Origin of the sequence: Pseudomonas sp. FP198, from assembly GCF_030687895.1 — a bacterium.
GTDB lineage: Bacteria > Pseudomonadota > Gammaproteobacteria > Pseudomonadales > Pseudomonadaceae > Aquipseudomonas.
Map to the genome: position 1 here is coordinate 2,206,834 of NZ_CP117452.1, position 18,318 is coordinate 2,225,151.

Consider the following 18,318-nt stretch of genomic DNA (forward strand, 5'->3'; position numbering starts at 1 on the left):
CCATCAACCGCAAAGAGGACAGGTATGAAGCAGACCACCGGTGAGGTGAGGGCCATCAATCGCCAGAGTGCCAGGGTGGGCGTCTACGTGGCGGAAGACGACGGCCATACGGTGCTTGAGCTGGGGCCCGCCAATGATGTCGACATTGGCGATGTCATTGAATGGGACAGCGGAGCGGCCCTTGGCACGCAGACTTATCGCAACCTGACCAAAGGCTGGACCGATGAAGTGTATGTAGCGAAGCATGGCGTCGCGGCGGCCAACCTTGAAGTTCAATTACTGGTGGGATCCTGACGACACCGGACCCGAGGAGGACAAACATGAGCGAACTGCAGTGTGGCTGCCCCGGCTGCCATTGCGAGGTAGATCCCGAGCGGGTGTTCAATCATGACGGCGAGGCCTATTGCAGCCAGGCCTGCGCGGAACAACACCCGAATGGCGAGCCATGTCCGGCGGCGGATTGTCATTGCGAACAAAGTGGCAAGGTCGGCGAGCGGGACATTACCAACAATCAACTGGATGAAGCGCTGGAGGAAACATTCCCGGCCAGCGATCCGATTTCACCCTGAACATTGCTTTTATCCGGGCATCGGCGACAGGGTGCCCGGACACCGCAAGCCGGTCAGTGCGGTGGTGCAAGACAACACCGGCAGCTCGCGAGTTTTGGCTTCCTGGAACGGCGCGCGGCCTGGGTGACGAGACCGGTGCAGTGGGGTGCCGGCGCCATTCGGCCCTTGGCGGACAGCGTGGAAAGACACGCACTGTTTTTGAGGCTTGGAGTAGGCCCCTGTGGGAGCGAGCCTGCTCGCGAATGCTATTTATCATTCGATATGAATGTTGAACTTTCTACCGCTTTCGCGAGCAGGCTCGCTCCCACATTGGTATTTGCTGTTGTTAATTGAGCGCCGCTTGTTTGATAGCGAGTTTCAATACATGCCAAGCGCAGCGGTATATAAATAAGGCGATGACCGTTCGTCGCCGTTTGAAGAACTTTCTTCAAACCTTGAACGGTTAAGGTTTTCCGAATAATACGAGCCAACGGGGTTCGCAAATAGCAACTAACGAGGTGAATGAAATGGCAAATACAGGTAATAACAACCCTGGCAATTTCGCTAACGATCGTGAGAAAGCATCGGAAGCCGGCAAGAAAGGCGGCCAGGCATCGGGTGGCAACTTCGCCAACGATCCGGAACGCGCAGCCGAGGCCGGCCGTAAGGGTGGCCATATGTCGGGTGGCAATTTTGCCAACGATCCGGAACGTGCCGCAGAGGCCGGCCGCAAAGGTGGTCAAGCCTCGGGTGGCAATTTTGCCAATGACCCTGAGCGGGCCTCTGAAGCAGGTCGCAAAGGTGGCCAGGCGTCGGGCGGCAACTTTGCCAACGACCGGGAAAAAGCTTCCGAGGCTGGCAAGAAAGGCGGTGAAAACAGCCACGGTGGCGGTCGTAAATCGTAATGTCCCGTGGTCTTTGCAGACCCCATGCCGTTGGCATGGGGTCTGTTCCGGCCTCACATCAATTTTTATTCGGCGTCGGTCATGTCATGCCCGTTTCGTTGAATGATTCATATATATAAAGGGTTGGAAGAGTTTGTGTCGCTTGCAACTACCATTCGTCTTCTGCCTTGAATAAAAAACAAATTTTATTCGTTTAACTTCTTCTGACTTTCATGGGCCTGCCGTCGGCAGTGTTCTCATGAACTGCGTCCTGATCGAGGAGTTTTATCATGTTCGTACATAACAAACGACTGCAATATACCGTGCGTGTCGCTGAGCCCAATCCAGGACTGGCCAATCTGTTGCTTGAACAGTTTGGCGGCGCCCAGGGCGAATTGGCGGCGGCGTCGCGCTATTTCACCCAGGCCTTGTCCGAAGATGATCCGGGCCGCAAGGACCTGCTGATGGACATTGCCACCGAAGAGCTCAGCCATCTGGAGGTGATCGGTTCGATCATCGTCATGCTGAACAAGGGCGCCAAGGGCAAGATGGCTGAAGGCGTCGAGCAGGAGGGCCAGCTGTACCGTGAAATCAACGGGGCCGGTAATGATTCGCACATCACCAGTGTGCTGTATGGCGCCGGCTCGCCGTTGACCAACTCGGCCGGTGTGCCATGGACCGCCGCCTACATCGATACGATCGGCGAACCGACGGCGGACATGCGTTCGAATATCGCCGCCGAGGCCCGGGCAAAGATCGTTTATGAGCGGCTGATGAACGTCACTGACGATCCTGGTGTAAAAGAAGCCCTGGGCTTCTTGATGACCCGTGAAATCGCCCACCAGCTGTCGTTCGAAAAAGCCCTGCATTCGATCCAGCCCAACTTTCCGCAGGGTAAATTGCCAGGCATGCCGGAGTTCACCAACGTGTACTTCAATATGTCCCAGGGTGAACCTACCGTACGCGGTCCATGGAACCAGGGCGACGATTGGGAGTACGTCGAGAACCCGACGCCAGCGGTCGACGGCGGCGATGGCATGGCCAGCGTACAGTTGAGTGAAAAGGACGAGGCATTGTTGATGGACATGAAGGCGCGGACGATGTCCAACCCTGAAAGCAATCCCACCACGGGCGCCGACTTGGGTTCGGGGATGCAAGGTGACAAACTGTAAGAAACCGGCGAGGGGGCTTTGCCCCCCCGCCTGAAAATATCGCCTGACCGTTCTGCCATGGCGTTCGACGGTCGGGTATTGCACGGCCAAATCAACAAGGACCTTTGATGGACCAGCCCACCTCCCGGATCCGATCACCCTGGCGTACCTGGCTTGATCCTGTGCAAAACAACCTGCTGCTGGGCGTGAGCTTCTGGCTGGGATTGGCACTGGTCGCCGTACTGCTGCTGTATAGCGGCTACAACGCCCTGGTGGGGGCCGATCGTCAACACCTCGGCTACGCGGCATTGGGTGGGTTATCCGGTTTTGCCGCTACCGCGCTGGGGGCGATGATGGCGGTGGTGCTACGCGATATCTCATCGCGGACCCAGGACATCATGCTCGGTTTCGCTGCCGGGATGATGCTCGCGGCCAGCTCGTTTTCGCTGATATTGCCGGGGATCGAGGCTGCGCAGGTCATCTGCGGCAACCAGTTGCTCGCGGCCCTGGTGGTCGTTGTCGGTCTCGGGTTCGGCGTCGCGTTGATGGTCGGGCTCGACCGCTTCGTGCCTCACGAACATGAGCTGAGTGGGCGCCGCGGTCCCGAGGCCAAGCGCATCAACCGGGTGTGGTTGTTCGTCCTCGCGATCACCCTGCACAACCTGCCGGAGGGCATGGCCATCGGCGTCAGCTTTGCCAATGGCGATCTCAAGGTCGGTCTGCCCCTGACCACCGCTATCGCGATCCAGGACATCCCCGAAGGCCTTGCCATTGCCATGGCGCTGCGTGTGACCGGGATCAGCACCCTGCGGGCCGCGCTTATCGCGGTCGGCTCGGGATTGATGGAACCGCTGGGTGCGGTGATCGGCCTGGGCATGTCCTCGGGCGTGGCCGTGGCTTATCCCATCAGCCTCGGACTGGCGGCGGGGGCGATGATCTTCGTGGTGTCCCATGAAGTCATCCCGGAAACCCATCGCAACGGCCATGAGACACCCGCGACCCTGGGCCTGATGATGGGCTTTGCGGTGATGATGTTCCTCGACACCGCGCTGGGCTGAAAGCGCAACCGCAACCCTCTGTCCAGGCGTGCACGAATTTTCTTGAACATCCGGATTTTGCTTCGGGTCAGTGTTGATGACAGGTGAAGCGGCGCTTCACCACTTCAACCCGAAGGAGGATGCCGAGATGGCCAGAACAACCGTGACGGACCTGTTCATTCATGAACTGTCCGATGTCTACAGCGCCGAAAAGCAGATCACTCGTGCCTTGCCGCGCATGGCCCGGGCCACCACCAACCCTTTGCTGGCGCAAGCCTTCAACGATCATCTTGAGGAAACCCAAGGCCAGATCGAACGCATCGACACCCTCGTCGAAGTGGCGGGTATCAAGCTCAAGCGCATGAAATGCGTCGCCATGGAAGGGCTGGTGGAAGAGTCCAAGGAGCTGATCGAAGAAATCGAAAAAGGCGCAGTGCTCGATGCGGGGCTGATCGGTGCCGCACAGAAAGTCGAACACTATGAAATCGCCAGCTACGGCACGTTGATCGCCATGGCCAAACATTTGAACCTGGGCGATGAAGTGGTCGGGTTGCTGCTGGCGACGCTCAAGGAAGAGAAAGCCACCGACGAGAAACTTTCGAAGATCGCCGAGCAGGGCGGTAACCAGGCGGCGACGATGGAAACCTGAGGCCGAACTGACGAGCTCTCGTGTGCAGTATTGAATCGGGCATTGGTGTTCACCTCCAATGCTCGTTTTTTTAAGCGAAACCCAGCCAAACGCGCGCAACGACCGCACAGCGTCCGGCAATAAAACTCGTTGGAACTACGCTCCCGCGCGTCCCGTCACTTGTTCTGAGAGGCACTTATCCAGGCAGCGTTTCGGCGCTTGCCTGATGTTGAGTTTTTCATCACGGAGGCGATGGACAGACATGACTATCCCGGACAACAACACCGAGCGACAAAGCGGTAACGCAAACCAGGGACGACCTGAAGAATCCCTGAACCACATCAAGGAGGACGTCAACGAAGCCATCGGCAGCGCCCGCGAAAAGGCCGATGCGCATTTCGGCCAGTACCGCGATACCGCGGCGGACCAGATCGATGCCCTGGCGCGTGGCGCCAAGTCCGCGATGTCGGAGCTTGAAGCCAACGACACCCTTGGCCTGTCGCACTACCTGGCGGACATGGCCGACAGCATGAGCGGCCTGGCCAGCAAACTGCGCAACAAGAGCGCTGAAGAGCTGCTGCACGATGGCTCTCGCCTGGCGCGGGATAACCCCGGTCTGTTCCTCGCCGGCAGTATTGCGGTGGGGTTCGGGTTGTCACGTTTCCTCAAGGCCGGCACCTCGCCGATCACCACCGAGGCGCAAAGCCCTGCCTCCTCGGAGTCGGATCCAGCCGCCGAAGGCTTCGGCGCCCAGCCCTTTGACGCCCAGCCCTTCGATCCTGTGCCTGATCCTATCGGTCCGGGGGCAGGGACCAGCAGCGGCCTCGCCACCGGCGTAACCCCGACCTCACCCAGCGTTCAGGACCATCCCAGTGATTCCGCCACCGGCTCGCTGCCGGGCTCGGCCAATACCAGAGGAGAATTGTGATGAATCGACCAGACCCGGATATCCAGCGTCCCGCCGGCGCCTCGACGCCCGAAAACGATGCCTCGGTCATGGGCTTGCTGCGGCAATTGACCCACGAAGTCCCCTCGCTCTTCACCAAGGAGCTGGCGCTGGCCAAGGCTGAATTCCAGGCGAGCCTAAACACCCTCAAGGCGGGTATCGCCGGCGTGGCCGGCGGCGCCATGGTGCTGATGGCCGGCTTCATCATCCTGCTGATGGCGGTGGTGTATGGCCTGAGCACGATGATGGCGCCCTGGCTGGCCGCACTGATTGTCGGCGTGGTGGTGATGATCATCGGTTTTGTCATGGTTCAGTCCGGCAAGAAGCAATTCGAGCCGTCCCACTTCAAGCCTGACCGAACGCTCGACGCCTTGCACAAAGACCAGGAAGCCCTGCGGAGGAAAGCCTCATGAAGGATGAATTCAAGACCGAATCGGAAAAAAGCCCGGAAACCATCGAGCGTGAAATCGACGAGCAACGCGCCCATATCAGCCACATCGTCGACGCCTTGGGCAGCAAGTTCACGCCAGGGCAGATGCTTGATCAGGCCCTGGGCCTGGTGAAGGGCAATGGCGCGGAATTTTTCGGCAATCTGGGCACGACGGTACGCAACAATCCGGTGCCAACCGTGCTGACCACGGTGGGCTTGTGCTGGCTGATGCTCGGCCAGAATCATCCGCCCCGGGTCGGTTATCGCGTTGGACCCGACCAGGACGCCAGCGGCTGGAGCGAGGGGCTGTCGGGTGGCCTGGACAGCGCGCGCAATCATCTGCATGACACCACCCATTCCTTGCGCGAAGGTTTTCACCAGCTCAAGGACAAGGCGTCGCATCTGGCTGATGGCCTCGGGGCGAGCGCCCGTCATGCGCGGCACAGCGCTACGCAGACAGGCGACCGCCTGGCCCATGGCTCCCAGGACCTGGGTGATCAGTTCAGCCGCCTGCTCAAGGAGCAACCGCTGATGATGGCGGCTGCAGGTATCGCCTTGGGCGCCATGCTCGGGGCTGCCTTACCCAGCACGTCGACCGAACAGCGGGTGATGGGCAAGACCAGCGCCGGCCTGGCCGACAAGGCCAAGCAAAAGGCCCGGGAGGGCTATGAAACGGTGCGCGATACGGTGAGCAAGACCACCGAGCACCGTGATGAGCCAAGCCCTGCGACGGCCACCGGGCACGCGCATTCCGGCGCGGATCTGTCTGGCGGCCTGGGTACCTCGTAAACGGCAATGATACGGCGCGGGGTGGCCCGCGCCTTATCTGCGCAGTTTGACGGCAGCCTTGGCCGTCCGATTATTTTTTGCGCTTAAATCCTCAAGGAGACGGCACATGAACCATCAGGTTGCGTTCAGCGGCCACCTGGTCTTCATCGGTTTCGGCTCCATCGCCCGGGCTACTTTGCCATTGGTATTGGGGCAGGACCATATAGAGGTCAGGCAAATAACCGTGATCGCGCCGGTGATCGACCAGAACCTCTGGTTCAAGGACCGGGGGATCCGTTTTGTCCGCAAAGCGTTAACCGAGCAAACCTTCGCGCAAACGCTGGATCGCTGGGTCAGGCCCGGCGACTTCATCGTCAATCTTTCGGTGGAAGTCAGCTCCCTGGCGGTTATCGAATATGCCTGCGCCAAAGGCGCGCTGTACCTGGATACCTGTGTCGAACCGTGGGCCGGCGGCTATGACGATCCGCACCTGGATTTTTCCCATCGCACCAATTACGCGCTGCGTTATCAGGTCCTGAGCCTGCGCAAGAAGTTGGCGGGAGGGCCGACGGCGGTGGTCGCTCACGGGGCCAATCCGGGCTTGATCACCCACTTGCTGAAGGCCGGCCTGGTGGAGCTGGCCGTGCAGTTGGAGCAGCCGATACCTCAATGCCGCGACGGTGTCGATTGGGCCAGGTTATGCATGGAGCTGGGGATCAAGGTGATTCATTTTGCCGAGCGTGATACCCAGCGTTCCCGGCAACCCAAGGAGGACGATGAGTTCGTCAACACCTGGTCGGTGGAGGGCTTCATCAGTGAAGGCAGCCAGCCGGCGGAACTGGCTTGGGGCAGCCATGAGCGAACCTGGCCGACGTCCGCCCGGCGCCATCGCTTCGGCAGTCGCAATGCGATCTACCTGGCACGCCCGAGCGCCAGCGTGCTGGTCAAGACCTGGACACCATTGGGCGGTCCGTGCCTGGGGTTGATGATTACTCATCATGAAACCGCTTCCACAGCTGACCTGCTTACCGTGAAGGACCAGCGTCGGCTGATCTATCGACCGACGCTGCATTACGCCTATCACCCCTGCAATGACGCCTTGCTCTCGGTCCACGAGCTGATCGGTCGCGGCTGGCAACCCCAAGCCCGGCAGCGCATCCTCAACGGCGAAATCGACAGCGGCGGGGCAGATGCGCTGGGGGTGTTGTTCATGGGGCATGAGCTGAATGCCTACTGGTTTGGCTCGGTGCTGAGCATTGACGAAGCTCGCGCGCTGGTGCCCTTCAACAGCGCCACCACCCTGCAAGTGGCGGCAGGCGTGCTGTCCGGCATTGTCTGGGCGGTGGAGCACCCGGATCGCGGCATCGTCGAGCCCGAACAGCTGGACCATGAGCGGGTGCTGGAAGTCGCCAGGCCTTACCTCGGCACGCTGCTGGGCCAGCGCACCGATTGGACGCCGAGTGGCACTTCGCAGAAACCGTCCGAGGACGGCGCAGCGGATGGCTGGCAATTCGAGCATTTCACCCGGTTTTAACTGCCGCGACCACAATTCGTGGCGAGGGAGCTTGGGGCAAAGCCCACCCTGTGGGAGCGAGCTTGCTCGCGATAGCGGTGTGTCAGCAAAGTTGATATCGACTGATACGCCGCCATCGCGAGCAAGCTCGCTCCCACAATGATTTGTCTAACGGCCTACACTCAATCCATGGTTGAGAAGATTCCAAGGTGGCGCAATCGTGCGGCGTTCGCTGATGCTGGCCGTGATGCTCGTTCTGGCGGGGTGCGCCACGACGCAGCGCGGCCAACAGGTCGCCCCGGTGGCGATTGCGCCGGACACCTGGCGGCAGGCGGACCGGCAGATCATCGCCGCGTCGAAAAGCGCCACCGAGCAAGCCGAACTCTATGCGCGCGGATCGATGGAACATTGGCGAGTGCTGGTCTACGAGCGCACCGAGGCTGCATTCATTCCCTGGTTCAGCAGCTACTGGACCCAGGAGTGGCTGGCCGTGAAGGTCAGTTGGTATTCGGCAAGCGCCAAGGGTGAGGCGGACTCGTCGTCCAGGCGCCTGGCGGGTTATCTGCAGGAACAATATCGCGAGCAGGTGCTGGAGCCGGTGGCGGTGGAAATCGATCCCGAGGCGATCCGGGCCAACGCGACGGGTTATTACCTGCGCCTGCTCAACCAACAGATCCAGGTCATTGCGCAACGGCACCGAATCCCGACCGAACTGATGAGTCGACGTCTGCACGCAATTACGGCCATCAACCTGGGGCCGCCGGCGACGCGCAACGCAACGTTGTACGAAATGGTCCACACCGAACCGCTCAATACACTGCCGGCCTATGCGGCGCTGATCGATCATGTCGACAAAGCCGCCGACACCGGTTCCGGCCCGTCGGACGCCGTGATTGCCACCGTGGCGCAACGTACCAGTGAAAAAATCGAGGCGCAGTTCGCCACGCGTGGAGCGACCGGTGCGGCGGCGGCCGTCGCCGGGAAGGCGGCAGGCGCGCTGATTTCGGTAGGCGTGGCGGGCATCCGGGCGATCATCCATGAGGGCGAACGGCCGGAAATGGAAGCGCAGATCCGTAAAAGCCTGAGTGCGGCATTCGACGAGGCCTGGTTCAAGTCGCTCAGGCATCCCCTCAGCGGCGTCATGGCGGCGGTGTACTACCTGGCCGGGCAAATCGACGATAGCCTGGTGGCGGCGGACCTGAGCAACCGACCGGTGTTCCTGCCTGTCATCGAACCCTGACCGCGATCATTCGGCTCCGAGCGTGACCCGGCAGCCCTTGCGCTGACGGATCTGCTCGTCCGTGGGACGTTCCTTGATGAACTCGAAACGCGGCTCGCCTTCGCTATAGACCACCAGCCAGCCCCATTCCAGTTCACTTTCATCCTGCCCAGGCCGGGGCGGCGCGGCCCACCAGGGTTCCTTTTGCATGATCTGGCGCATCGGTTACCTCCTGCGGGTTGATTCTTGACTATAGACCGCGGGATATCACGACAAGCGCCCAGGCAGCTCAAGCACTGTGCGAGGCTTTTGTGGCGAGGGGATAAATCCCCTCGCCACTAGGGTTGAATGCCTGGAGGTAGATAATCAGTGTGCTCTGACCCCACCCACCAGCGTCTAGCGTCTGTATCCCCGCACTCGAACGGGGAATGACCGGACCCCTGCGCACATGCAAGCACTGTTGAACGAGATCCTCGATGCGGTTCGCCCCCTGATTGGTCAGGGCAAGGTGGCCGACTACATTCCTGCCCTCGGCACCGTGGCGGCCAATCAATTGGGCATCGCCGTGTACAGCAACGATGGCGAGATGTATTGCGCGGGCGATGCCGAGACGCCGTTCTCGGTGCAGAGTATTTCCAAGGTCTTCAGCCTGGTGCAGGCCATCGAGCATTCCGGCGAAGCTATCTGGGAGCGCTTGGGCCATGAGCCCTCCGGCCAGCCCTTTAACTCCCTGGTGCAGCTGGAATTCGAGCGCGGCCGGCCGCGTAATCCGTTCATCAACGCCGGTGCCTTGGTGATCTGCGATATCAACCAGTCACGCTTCGCCGCCCCGGCGTTGTCGATGCGCGATTTCGTCCGGCGGCTGTCGGGCAATCCCCAGGTGATGGTAGACGGCAAGGTCGCCGAGTCGGAATATCAGCACCGCGCCCGCAACGCAGCGATGGCTTATCTGATGCAGTCCTTCGGCAATTTCCATAACGACGTGGAAGCGGTGTTGCGCAGCTATTTCAGCCATTGCGCGCTGCGAATGAACTGCATCGACCTGGCTCGGGCGTTCTGCTTCCTCGCCAACGATGGTTTCTGCAAGCACAGCGGTGAGCAGATCCTCAGCGCTCGCCAGACCCAGCAAGTCAATTCCATCATGGCCACCAGCGGCTTGTACGACGAGGCCGGCAACTTCGCCTATCGTGTCGGCCTGCCCGGCAAGAGCGGCGTGGGGGGCGGGATTGTGGCCGTGGTGCCCGGGCAGTTCAGCGTCTGCGTCTGGTCGCCGGAACTCAATACCGCCGGCAACTCCCTGGCCGGCATGGCCGCGCTGGAACTGCTCAGCCAACGGATCGGCTGGTCGGTTTTCTAGAAGCAAAAAAAGGGCCCGCTCCTGATGCAGGAGCGGGCCCTTTGTGTTTGTGGATGTCAGCAGAGGCGGTCGATGACCCGGACCTCGGCAGAGTTCTGCACCGATTGCCAGGCCTGGGTCAGCGTTTGCAGCACGCGGCCCATGAAGTCCTTGTCGGCGGCGGCTTTCTTGCCGACGTAGCCCTGGCCGCGACGGTACATCTTCAGCCGGGCACACAGGTCTTCCTGGCTCTTCTCGAATTCTTCTTCCTGGGTGAAAGGCGAGAGGCAGTCCATATGGACCTGGCCAGTCTTGCTGATCCACAGGATATGGCTATCCAGGGTGTCCTTGTGTGCTGCGAACATGCGAGCCAGTTCATCAATAGATGGTTGATTATTCAGATTCATGTGTAAGCCCCTTGACCATTTGGTTGATCTGTCTGGTGGTTCGCAAAACTTCGCTGTCCGGTAATTGCCTGCCTGCTACCGAAAACAGGTCGTCAGCGCTCGTCCGTCGAATCCGACGGGGTCGTGCATCGGTTGTGTAGTGTTATCGAAGGGCTGCTACGCAAATGCGCTACAACGATGAGAAACAGCGAAGAATCTTCAGGTCAGTGTCGACTTTCGACAGTCGAGCCCATGCGTCATGAGGATTGATCGCCAGCGTTTCTCGTCCTTGTTACCGGACGGTCTTGCCAGGTCAGCACCTTCAATCTGCCTTGTGGGCAGTCCCTTATCGAAAAAAACAGCTCGGCGGTCAGACGAGCTTGCTCAAACATTTACCGTACTCCCGATCGGGGAGACGTCTGCATCATGCAAGGGCAAATCGGAGGCGTCAACGGTTTTGTAGTGATTATTTTTGGTCACTACATATTGTCGGACAAAATGGTTTGGGTATGAAAAATCAGCGAAAAGGAATCATGCATCTTTAGGATGAGGGGGTTCTTTGTGGCGAGGGGATTTATCCCCGCTGGGTCGCGAAGCGGCCCCGGGCATTCCTGCGCAAGCACGGCGGTGGCAGATATTTTTGGGGGCGCTTCGCACCCCAGCGGGGATAAATCCCCTCGCCACGAAGGGACTCAGTGGGTTCAGGTGGCCTTGGCCTTGCTCGTCTTGCGCGGTGTGCCGGCGGCCTTGCGCTTGGCTGGTTTGCGTTTTTTCTTCCACGGCTCCGCGCCACGTCCGGCGGGGCTGGCCGGGCCGCTGATGGTCAGGCTCATGCCTTGGCAGCGGGCGACGTGCTTGCTCATCCAGGCGGCTTGTCGCGTGACGAATTCTTCCAGGCTCATCTCACCGCTCTGCACCATGTCCAGGGCCTGTTCCCAGATGGCGGTGGTGCCCGGGTCGGCGATCGCCCGAGGCACCGCGTCGATCAGGCTGAATGCCGCTGGAGTGGCGGACAGGGCCTTGCCGTTTTTCACCAGGTAACCACGATCGAGCAGGCCCTGGATGATCGAGGCTCGGGTTGCTTCGGTGCCGATGCCGGTGGTGTCCTTGAGCTTCTGCTTGAGCAGTGGGTCCTCCACCAGCTTGGCGACATTTTTCATCGCCTTGATCAGGTCGCCCTCGGTAAACGGCTTGGGCGGCTGGGTCCACAGGTCCTTGGGGATCACCTCGTCCACATTGCAATCGCGGCCTTCGGCAAGCGGCGGCAGGGTTTGTGGCACGGGTGCTTCGCGGCCGCGTGCGGGCGCCAATGCTTCGGGCAGGGCGCGTTTCCAGCCAGGTTCGATGATCTGCTTGCCGACGGCCCGCAGGGCTTGGCCGGCACAATCGAAGTCGGCCTGGTTCCGGTCGTATTCGTGGTTGGGCAGGAACTGCGCCAGGTAGCGCGCGCGAATCAGCGTATAGACGGCCCGTTGCTTGCCGGCGAGCTTGTCGATGTTCTTCGCCGCGGCCGTGGGAATGATGCCGTGGTGCGCGCTGACCTTGGCATCGTTCCAGGCGCGTGATTTGCGTTGCGGTTGCAGGTGCTCGCGCAGCGACGCAAGGCCCGGGTCGGCCTGGGCGAGGGCGGCGAGAATGGCGGGTGCTTCGCCGTGCTGGCTCAAGGGCAGGAAGCCGCAATCGCTGCGCGGATAGGTGATGAGCTTGTAGGTTTCGTAGAGCGACTGGGCAATATCCAGGGTTTCCTGGGCGCCAAGGCCGAGCTTTTTCGAGCAGACCTCCTGCAGCGTGCCCAGGTCGAACGGCAGCGGCGCGGCCTCACGCAGCCGTTCGGTGCGGACCTTGATCACCCGGGCGGTGGCGGCATCGCCCATGGCTTGGGCCGCATCGCGGGCGAGGGCCTGGTTCAGGCAGCGCTCCTGATCGTCGCAGGCATCCGGATCGGCGCGCCACTGGGCGGTAAAGGCCGTGCCGGCATGGCTCAGTCGCACGTCGATGGCCCAGTAGGCGACCGGGACGAAATCGGCAATGCTACGGTCGCGGTCTACCACCAGCCGCAAAGTCGGTGTCTGCACGCGGCCTACCGGCAGCACGCCCTGATAGCCGGACTGACGCCCAAGGAGCGTGAACAGGCGACTCATGTTCATGCCGATCAGCCAGTCGGCCCGAGAGCGGCCCAGGGCCGAGTGGTAGAGGTTGAAGGTTTCCGCTCCGGGCTTGAGGGCGGCCAGGGCCTTGCGGATCGATGCTTCGTCCAGCGCCGACAGCCACAGGCGCTGGATGGGCCCACGATAGCGGCAATGCTCGACCAGCTCGCGGGCAATCATTTCGCCCTCGCGGTCGGCGTCGGTGGCGATGATCAGTTCCGTTGCCTCGCCCAGCAAGCGCTTGACCGCTTTGTACTGGCTGGCGGTTTTCGGTTTGACGGTCATCTTCCATTGCGCCGGCACAATGGGCAGGTCGGCCAGTACCCAACGCTTGTAGCGGGCATCGTAGGCGTCGGGCGGGGCCGTCTCCAGGAGATGGCCGATGCACCAGGTGACCGTGACGTGCGCGCCCAGCCAGCAGCCGTCGCCGCGTCGCGTGGCGCCCAGCACCGCGGCGATATCCTTGGCCTGGGACGGTTTTTCACACAGGTACAGCCGCATAACGCCTCTTCCTAAGCAGGTTTCATGGGGCGCTAGCATGGTCAGGGATCGGCGTCGCGGCAAGCTTTATCTGTATGGATATACAGATAAAACGTTGCGCTGCGTTGCAACGGGCCGTTCGGCGCAACGCCCGGCGGTTGTCTGCGCAAGCAGAATGAATTTCTCGCAAGGGCATCGCTCATAACTTGCAGAGCGGGTGAAACCGCAAAGCAAGTTAATGGAATCAAGGAGAGTCACTTTCATGAATTCGATGCCGAAGGGCAACGGACAGGCGACCACACGTTTGATTCTCGTCGTTGAGGATGATCCGACCATCCTGGAGTTTCTGTGCGAAATCCTGGAAGAGGAAGGTTTTGTCGTCGAGCCTCGGGAAAGCGCAGATTCAGCGCTGACGTTCCTGGAGGAGAGCGCCGACTATGTGGACCTGCTGCTGACCGATATCACCATGCCCGGGGCGATGGACGGAGCGGACCTGGCCAACCTGACCGGGGACCGCTGGCCACAGATACCGCTGCTGATCATGTCGGGCTTCGAGACGCCGGAAAGCGCGGGGATCAAGCACCAGGCCTCGTTCATCGCCAAGCCATGGGCGCTGGGACAGATGCTCGATCTGGTGGAGAGCACGGTGAAAAGCCATTCGGTTCACTGATCAGGCTGAAGCCACGGCAGGATTTTTCGCTCACATCCGGTTGCAATACGGCGGTCGCTACGATGACAATGCGAGTCATTATCAGTCGCGAACAATTCCATTGTCATGTCCGCCCACGATCTGTCCCTACGCAGCGCCGTCAACGATCTGTATTGCGACCATCACGGTTGGCTTCAGGGCTGGCTGCGCAAGCGCCTCGGCAATACCTTCGATGCGGCGGACCTGGCCCAGGATACGTTCGTTCGGGTGATCAAGGCGCGCTCGGCCCTGGATATCCGCGAGCCGCGACCCTATCTGTCGATGATCGCCAAAGGGCTGCTGATCGATCTCTTTCGCCGCCGTTCCCTTGAGCAGTCGTACCTCGAAGCGCTGGCCGCGATGCCTGAAGCGCAGCAGCCATCGCTGGAAGAGCAGGCGATCCTGTTCCAGGCCCTGATGGAAATCGATCGGCTGCTGCAAGGCTTGGGGCCCAAGGTCAAGCAGGCGTTCATCCTCTCGCAGTTCAACGGCCTGACCTACCCGCAGATCGCCGAGCGCCTCGGCGTCAGCGTACGTACAGTCAACAACCACATGGCCAAGGCCATGGAACACTGCTGTCTGATGCAAATCCAGTTGCAGCTCGCATGAACGTGTCGCCCGAGCAATTGCAGGCCATCCGTGTCGCGGCGCAATGGTATGCCCGGCTTCATTCCGGCACGACGACTGATGCGGAGCGGGACGGATGGCGGGCCTGGCTGGCTGCGGATCCGCTGAACGAGCAGGCCTGGCAACGCATGGCGGCGGTGTCGGAACAGATGGCCAGCGTGCCGGGCGCATTGGCGGCGCCAACCTTGAGTGCCCACCCTGGCCGACCTCGTCGAGAGGTGCTGCGCAGCGCCTTGCTGCTGACCTCCGCCGGCTGCCTGGGATGGCTGGGCTGGCGCAGCGAGACCGCGCAGAACCTGCTTTGCGATTACCGGACCGGCGTGGGCGAGCGGCGTGAGTTCCAGTTGGCGGACGGCAGCACGCTGCTGCTCAACACCGACACCTCGGTAAACGTCCGTTTCGATGGCCGCCAGCGGACACTGACGCTGCTGCGGGGCGAAATTCTCGTGACGACCGGGGTCGATCCCTTGCAACGGCCGTTCAAGGTCGTCACCGGCCAGGCTGAAGTGCTGGCCCTGGGAACGCGATTTATCGTCCGCGCCCAGGCCGACGGCGGTGAGGTGGCGGTGCTGGAGAAGGCCGTGCAAGTCAGTTTGCGCAGCGGCGGGCCAGCCCAGCGGGTCGACGCGGGCAATCGCCTGGGCTTCACTGGTCGGTCGCTGGGTGCGTTGCGCGCCAATGATGTATCGGTGGGTGCCTGGCAACAGGGCAGCATCATCGTCATCGACCGCCCGCTGTCGGCCTTGCTGGTGGAGCTTTCCCGCTATCGCACGGGAATATTGCGCTGCGACCCGGCCATCGGCGACTTGAAAGTCTCCGGCGTTTTCCCCATCGACAATACCGATCTTGCCCTGGCGGCACTCGAAACCGGTTTCTCGTTGCGAGTGACCCGCTACAGCCGGTTCTGGGTTCAGGTGTCGCGTGGCTGACGCTCACGCGTTGGTCCGGTTGAAAATGTTTTTGCACTTTTCCTCGGCATCGTTCGGCTCATCCCTCAGTGAGTTTTCTTGACTGTTTTGGGGGGAGGGGACACATGTCTCGCGTGAACACGCCAGGTCGTCTGGCAATCGCAATGAAAATCGGTTTTCTGGCCGCCACGTCTTCCGGCGCTTGGGCGGCGTACGCCAGTCCGGTGGCGCAGGCTTCGGTGCCGCAACGCGCGGTGCAGGCCTACGATATCGGCGCTGGCGCCCTGGTGGATGTGCTGACGCGTTTCTCCAGCCTCGCCGGCGTCGCGATTTCGTTCGATGCCGCACAACTGCAGGGGCTGCGGTCGCCAGGACTGAAAGGCTCCTTTGGCGTGGCCGAAGGTTTCGCGCGCATCCTCGGCAGTAGCGGCCTGCAAGCCGAACCCCAGGCCAACGGGACCTACCGGCTGCGTACCGCACCTGCGCCCGGCTCGGCGCTGGAATTGGGCACCACGACCATCGACGGACAACTGCTCACGGCAACCACCGAAAACAGCGGGTCCTACACCACTGGGGCGGTGACGATCGGCAAAGGCGAGCATTCGCTGCGCGAAACGCCGCAATCGGTCACGGTGATCACCCGCAAGATGCTCGACGATCAGAACCTGAACACCATCGAGCAGGTGATGGAAAAGACCCCGGGTATCACCGTCTACGACTCGACCATGGGCGGCAAGTATTTCTATTCCCGCGGGTTCCGGATGTCCGGTCAGTACCAGTACGACGGCGTGCCGCTGGACATGGGCAACAGCTATGTCCAGGCCGACAGCTTCAGCAGTGACATGGCCTATTACGACCGGGTCGAAGTCCTGCGCGGCGCTGCCGGCATGATGAAGGGATCCGGCGGTACGTCCGGTGGCGTCAATTTCGTCCGCAAGCGCGGCCAGGCCACGGCGCAGAATGAACTCAGCCTCTCGGGCGGCACCTGGGACAACTATCGCGGGCAGGTCGATACCGGTGGCCCGTTGAACGAGGCCGGCACCGTGCGGGGCAGGGCGGTGATCGCCGAGCAGAGCCGGCACTACTTCTACGACGATGCCCGGCGCAACGACCAGGTCTATTACGGGGCGCTGGATATGGACCTGACGCCCGACACCACGCTCGGCCTGGGCGTGGCGTACGAGGATGTCGACGCGAGCCCTTGCTGGGGCGGGCTGCCACGCTACCGCAATGGCAGCGACCTGAAACTCAGCCGTTCCACTTGCCTGGACCCGTCGTGGAACACCTGGCGCAGCCAGCGGACCACGGTCTTCGGCGACCTTCGACATCAGCTCAACGATGACTGGGCCGTGAAAGTCGCAGGCGTCTATACAAAAAACACCCAGGACACCAAATACGCGTTTGCATCGGGTGCGGTGACGCCGGGGGGCTCGACCACCAACCTGTTGGGCAGCCTGTATGACTACGATCAGGTCGACTACGGCCTCGACGCCTACCTGGACGGCAAGTTCGACGCCTTCGGCCAGCAGCATCAATTGATCTTCGGGGCCAACGCCAGTCGTTCGGACAAGGATGACTTCTATTCGGTCGCCTTGTTGCCGCAGAAGCAGAACGTCTTCGACCCGGATCGACACATCCCGGAACCGGACGACAGCTACTTCATTGATAACTCGACCCGCGGCGGGCCGGTCAAGACCCTCACCGAACAACAGGGCGTGTATTCCACGTTGCGCCTGAAACTGGCGGATCCGTTGACCTTCGTTGTCGGCGGTCGGGTGAGCTGGTACAGCTCCAGGAGCGACTCGGTATTTCTCACCGGCGGCACCGAACACGCCAGGAGCACCGAGACCGGCCAGGTCACGCCATTTGCCGGCGTGTTGCTCGACCTCAACGAACACCTCACCGCCTACGCCAGTTACTCGGACATCTTCACGCCCCAAGGCAACTACCGCTCGCAAAGCGGCTCGGCGCTCAAGCCGCTGGTGGGCGAAAGTTATGAACTGGGGATCAAGGGCGAGTGGTTCGAAGGGCGCCTGAACACGGCGTTCAACCTGTTCCGCACCGTGCAGAAGGATCAGGCCCAGACGGATTACAACTCCACCTGCGCCTCATCGGACGGCTACTGCTACGAGAACGCTGGCAAGGTCCGCGCCCAGGGCTTCGAGGCCGAGATCAGCGGCGAAGTCATCGAGCGCCTGCAACTGCTCGCCGGATATACCTACACCCAGACCAAGACCCTGGAAGATATCGACAGCAGCCTCAATGGTGGTTCGTTCAACAGCTATGTGCCGCGCCACGTGCTGCGCCTTTGGGGCGATTACGCCCTCGGTGGCGCCTTCGAGCGGTTCAGCGTCGGCGCCGGGGTCAATGCGCAGAGCGATAATTTCCGCGTATCGCCGCTTAGCGGTGAAAAGATTACCCAGGCCGGTTATGCGGTGTGGAACGGTCGGATCGGCTACCGCATCGATGACACCTGGTCGGTGGCGCTCAACGGCAACAACCTGTTCGACAAGCGCTACTACACCACCATCGGTACCGAAAGCTTCGGTAACTATTACGCTGAGCCGCGCAATTTCACCGCGACGGTGAAGGCGCACTTCTGAGTGCCGTGGCGAGGGGGGC

General features: G+C 61.3%; 19 protein-coding genes. 16 read left to right on the plus strand and 3 right to left on the minus strand.

What is annotated here, in order from left to right:
• The first annotated feature begins 24 nt into the window (after positions 1-24).
• The 11 genes from PSH78_RS10270 to PSH78_RS10320 all read left to right on the plus strand — a co-directional run bounded on the left by PSH78_RS10270 (position 25) and on the right by PSH78_RS10320 (position 9,145).
• Entirely contained in the window at positions 25-294 is a 270-nt protein-coding gene (locus tag PSH78_RS10270) for a hypothetical protein (RefSeq protein WP_305500227.1), read from the plus strand.
• A 26-nt stretch (positions 295-320) separates the two neighbouring features.
• Positions 321-569, plus strand: coding sequence for a metallothionein (locus PSH78_RS10275; protein WP_305500228.1), 249 nt, complete (start codon positions 321-323; stop codon positions 567-569).
• A gap of 506 nt (positions 570-1,075) precedes the next feature.
• Complete coding sequence (locus PSH78_RS10280; protein WP_039589227.1) at positions 1,076-1,453, plus strand: general stress protein; 378 nt, start codon at positions 1,076-1,078, stop codon at positions 1,451-1,453.
• Positions 1,454-1,722: 269 nt separating this feature from the next.
• Entirely contained in the window at positions 1,723-2,604 is an 882-nt protein-coding gene (locus PSH78_RS10285; RefSeq protein WP_305500229.1) for a manganese catalase family protein, read from the plus strand.
• A gap of 107 nt (positions 2,605-2,711) precedes the next feature.
• Positions 2,712-3,641 (plus strand): ZIP family metal transporter, encoded by a 930-nt coding sequence (locus tag PSH78_RS10290; RefSeq protein ID WP_305500230.1) that lies wholly within the window; start codon positions 2,712-2,714, stop codon positions 3,639-3,641.
• Positions 3,642-3,768: 127 nt separating this feature from the next.
• A complete protein-coding gene (locus PSH78_RS10295; protein ID WP_305500231.1) occupies positions 3,769-4,269 on the plus strand; it encodes a ferritin-like domain-containing protein in 501 nt (166 codons plus the stop codon).
• Between the two features lie 241 nt (positions 4,270-4,510).
• A complete protein-coding gene (locus tag PSH78_RS10300) occupies positions 4,511-5,176 on the plus strand; it encodes a hypothetical protein (protein ID WP_305500233.1) in 666 nt (221 codons plus the stop codon).
• A complete protein-coding gene (locus tag PSH78_RS10305) occupies positions 5,176-5,607 on the plus strand; it encodes a phage holin family protein (RefSeq protein WP_305500235.1) in 432 nt (143 codons plus the stop codon). The genes PSH78_RS10300 and PSH78_RS10305 overlap by 1 nt, the downstream gene beginning before the upstream one ends.
• A complete protein-coding gene (locus PSH78_RS10310) occupies positions 5,604-6,413 on the plus strand; it encodes a DUF3618 domain-containing protein (RefSeq protein WP_305500236.1) in 810 nt (269 codons plus the stop codon). Before PSH78_RS10305 ends, PSH78_RS10310 begins: the two co-directional genes overlap by 4 nt.
• A gap of 106 nt (positions 6,414-6,519) precedes the next feature.
• Positions 6,520-7,926, plus strand: a complete 1,407-nt coding sequence (locus PSH78_RS10315; protein ID WP_305500238.1) for a saccharopine dehydrogenase C-terminal domain-containing protein — start codon at positions 6,520-6,522, stop codon at positions 7,924-7,926.
• Positions 7,927-8,125: 199 nt separating this feature from the next.
• Positions 8,126-9,145: a hypothetical protein gene (locus tag PSH78_RS10320; protein WP_305500240.1), complete on the plus strand. Its 1,020-nt coding sequence runs from the start codon at positions 8,126-8,128 to the stop codon at positions 9,143-9,145.
• A 6-nt stretch (positions 9,146-9,151) separates the two neighbouring features.
• On the opposite strand, the gene PSH78_RS10325 is transcribed toward PSH78_RS10320, so the two are convergent.
• The gene (locus tag PSH78_RS10325; protein ID WP_305500242.1) at positions 9,152-9,346 is read right to left on the minus strand and encodes a hypothetical protein; all 195 of its coding nucleotides are present in this window, start codon (positions 9,344-9,346) and stop codon (positions 9,152-9,154) included.
• 226 nt (positions 9,347-9,572) lie between these two features.
• Between PSH78_RS10325 and glsB the strand changes: the two genes are divergently transcribed.
• Positions 9,573-10,481, plus strand: coding sequence for a glutaminase B (gene glsB, locus PSH78_RS10330; protein WP_305500243.1), 909 nt, complete (start codon positions 9,573-9,575; stop codon positions 10,479-10,481).
• 56 nt (positions 10,482-10,537) lie between these two features.
• Here the strand turns inward: glsB and PSH78_RS10335 are convergent, their stop codons facing one another.
• Both PSH78_RS10335 and PSH78_RS10340 read right to left on the minus strand, forming a co-directional pair.
• The gene (locus PSH78_RS10335; RefSeq protein WP_305500244.1) at positions 10,538-10,867 is read right to left on the minus strand and encodes a hypothetical protein; all 330 of its coding nucleotides are present in this window, start codon (positions 10,865-10,867) and stop codon (positions 10,538-10,540) included.
• A gap of 680 nt (positions 10,868-11,547) precedes the next feature.
• On the minus strand, positions 11,548-13,494 hold the full coding sequence (locus PSH78_RS10340) for a DNA topoisomerase III (RefSeq protein ID WP_305500246.1): 1,947 nt from the start codon (positions 13,492-13,494) through the stop codon (positions 11,548-11,550).
• Positions 13,495-13,735: 241 nt separating this feature from the next.
• On the opposite strand from PSH78_RS10340, the gene PSH78_RS10345 reads away from it, so the two are divergent.
• The 4 genes from PSH78_RS10345 (at position 13,736) to PSH78_RS10360 (ending at position 18,299) form a co-directional block, all read left to right on the plus strand.
• The gene (locus tag PSH78_RS10345) at positions 13,736-14,143 is read left to right on the plus strand and encodes a response regulator (RefSeq protein WP_305500247.1); all 408 of its coding nucleotides are present in this window, start codon (positions 13,736-13,738) and stop codon (positions 14,141-14,143) included.
• Positions 14,144-14,248: 105 nt separating this feature from the next.
• Entirely contained in the window at positions 14,249-14,770 is a 522-nt protein-coding gene (locus PSH78_RS10350; protein WP_305500248.1) for a sigma-70 family RNA polymerase sigma factor, read from the plus strand.
• Entirely contained in the window at positions 14,767-15,717 is a 951-nt protein-coding gene (locus PSH78_RS10355) for a FecR domain-containing protein (RefSeq protein WP_305500250.1), read from the plus strand. Before PSH78_RS10350 ends, PSH78_RS10355 begins: the two co-directional genes overlap by 4 nt.
• Before the next feature lie 104 nt (positions 15,718-15,821).
• Positions 15,822-18,299 (plus strand): TonB-dependent siderophore receptor, encoded by a 2,478-nt coding sequence (locus PSH78_RS10360; RefSeq protein WP_305500252.1) that lies wholly within the window; start codon positions 15,822-15,824, stop codon positions 18,297-18,299.
• Positions 18,300-18,318 lie beyond the last annotated feature (19 nt).

What these genes read in the sequence shown, in the direction of transcription:
- PSH78_RS10345 (WP_305500247.1), top strand. Translation starts at nt 13,736, where the DNA reads ATGAATTCGATGCCGAAGGGCAACGGACAGGCGACCACACGTTTGATT.
- PSH78_RS10325 (WP_305500242.1), bottom strand. Translation starts at nt 9,346, where the DNA reads ATGCGCCAGATCATGCAAAAGGAACCCTGGTGGGCCGCGCCGCCCCGG.
- glsB (WP_305500243.1), top strand. Translation starts at nt 9,573, where the DNA reads ATGCAAGCACTGTTGAACGAGATCCTCGATGCGGTTCGCCCCCTGATT.
- PSH78_RS10335 (WP_305500244.1), bottom strand. Translation starts at nt 10,867, where the DNA reads ATGAATCTGAATAATCAACCATCTATTGATGAACTGGCTCGCATGTTC.
- PSH78_RS10350 (WP_305500248.1), top strand. Translation starts at nt 14,249, where the DNA reads ATGTCCGCCCACGATCTGTCCCTACGCAGCGCCGTCAACGATCTGTAT.
- PSH78_RS10285 (WP_305500229.1), top strand. Translation starts at nt 1,723, where the DNA reads ATGTTCGTACATAACAAACGACTGCAATATACCGTGCGTGTCGCTGAG.
- PSH78_RS10340 (WP_305500246.1), bottom strand. Translation starts at nt 13,494, where the DNA reads ATGCGGCTGTACCTGTGTGAAAAACCGTCCCAGGCCAAGGATATCGCC.
- PSH78_RS10290 (WP_305500230.1), top strand. Translation starts at nt 2,712, where the DNA reads ATGGACCAGCCCACCTCCCGGATCCGATCACCCTGGCGTACCTGGCTT.
- PSH78_RS10305 (WP_305500235.1), top strand. Translation starts at nt 5,176, where the DNA reads ATGAATCGACCAGACCCGGATATCCAGCGTCCCGCCGGCGCCTCGACG.
- PSH78_RS10275 (WP_305500228.1), top strand. Translation starts at nt 321, where the DNA reads ATGAGCGAACTGCAGTGTGGCTGCCCCGGCTGCCATTGCGAGGTAGAT.
- PSH78_RS10310 (WP_305500236.1), top strand. Translation starts at nt 5,604, where the DNA reads ATGAAGGATGAATTCAAGACCGAATCGGAAAAAAGCCCGGAAACCATC.
- PSH78_RS10295 (WP_305500231.1), top strand. Translation starts at nt 3,769, where the DNA reads ATGGCCAGAACAACCGTGACGGACCTGTTCATTCATGAACTGTCCGAT.
- PSH78_RS10315 (WP_305500238.1), top strand. Translation starts at nt 6,520, where the DNA reads ATGAACCATCAGGTTGCGTTCAGCGGCCACCTGGTCTTCATCGGTTTC.
- PSH78_RS10300 (WP_305500233.1), top strand. Translation starts at nt 4,511, where the DNA reads ATGACTATCCCGGACAACAACACCGAGCGACAAAGCGGTAACGCAAAC.
- PSH78_RS10270 (WP_305500227.1), top strand. Translation starts at nt 25, where the DNA reads ATGAAGCAGACCACCGGTGAGGTGAGGGCCATCAATCGCCAGAGTGCC.
- PSH78_RS10280 (WP_039589227.1), top strand. Translation starts at nt 1,076, where the DNA reads ATGGCAAATACAGGTAATAACAACCCTGGCAATTTCGCTAACGATCGT.
- PSH78_RS10355 (WP_305500250.1), top strand. Translation starts at nt 14,767, where the DNA reads ATGAACGTGTCGCCCGAGCAATTGCAGGCCATCCGTGTCGCGGCGCAA.
- PSH78_RS10360 (WP_305500252.1), top strand. Translation starts at nt 15,822, where the DNA reads ATGTCTCGCGTGAACACGCCAGGTCGTCTGGCAATCGCAATGAAAATC.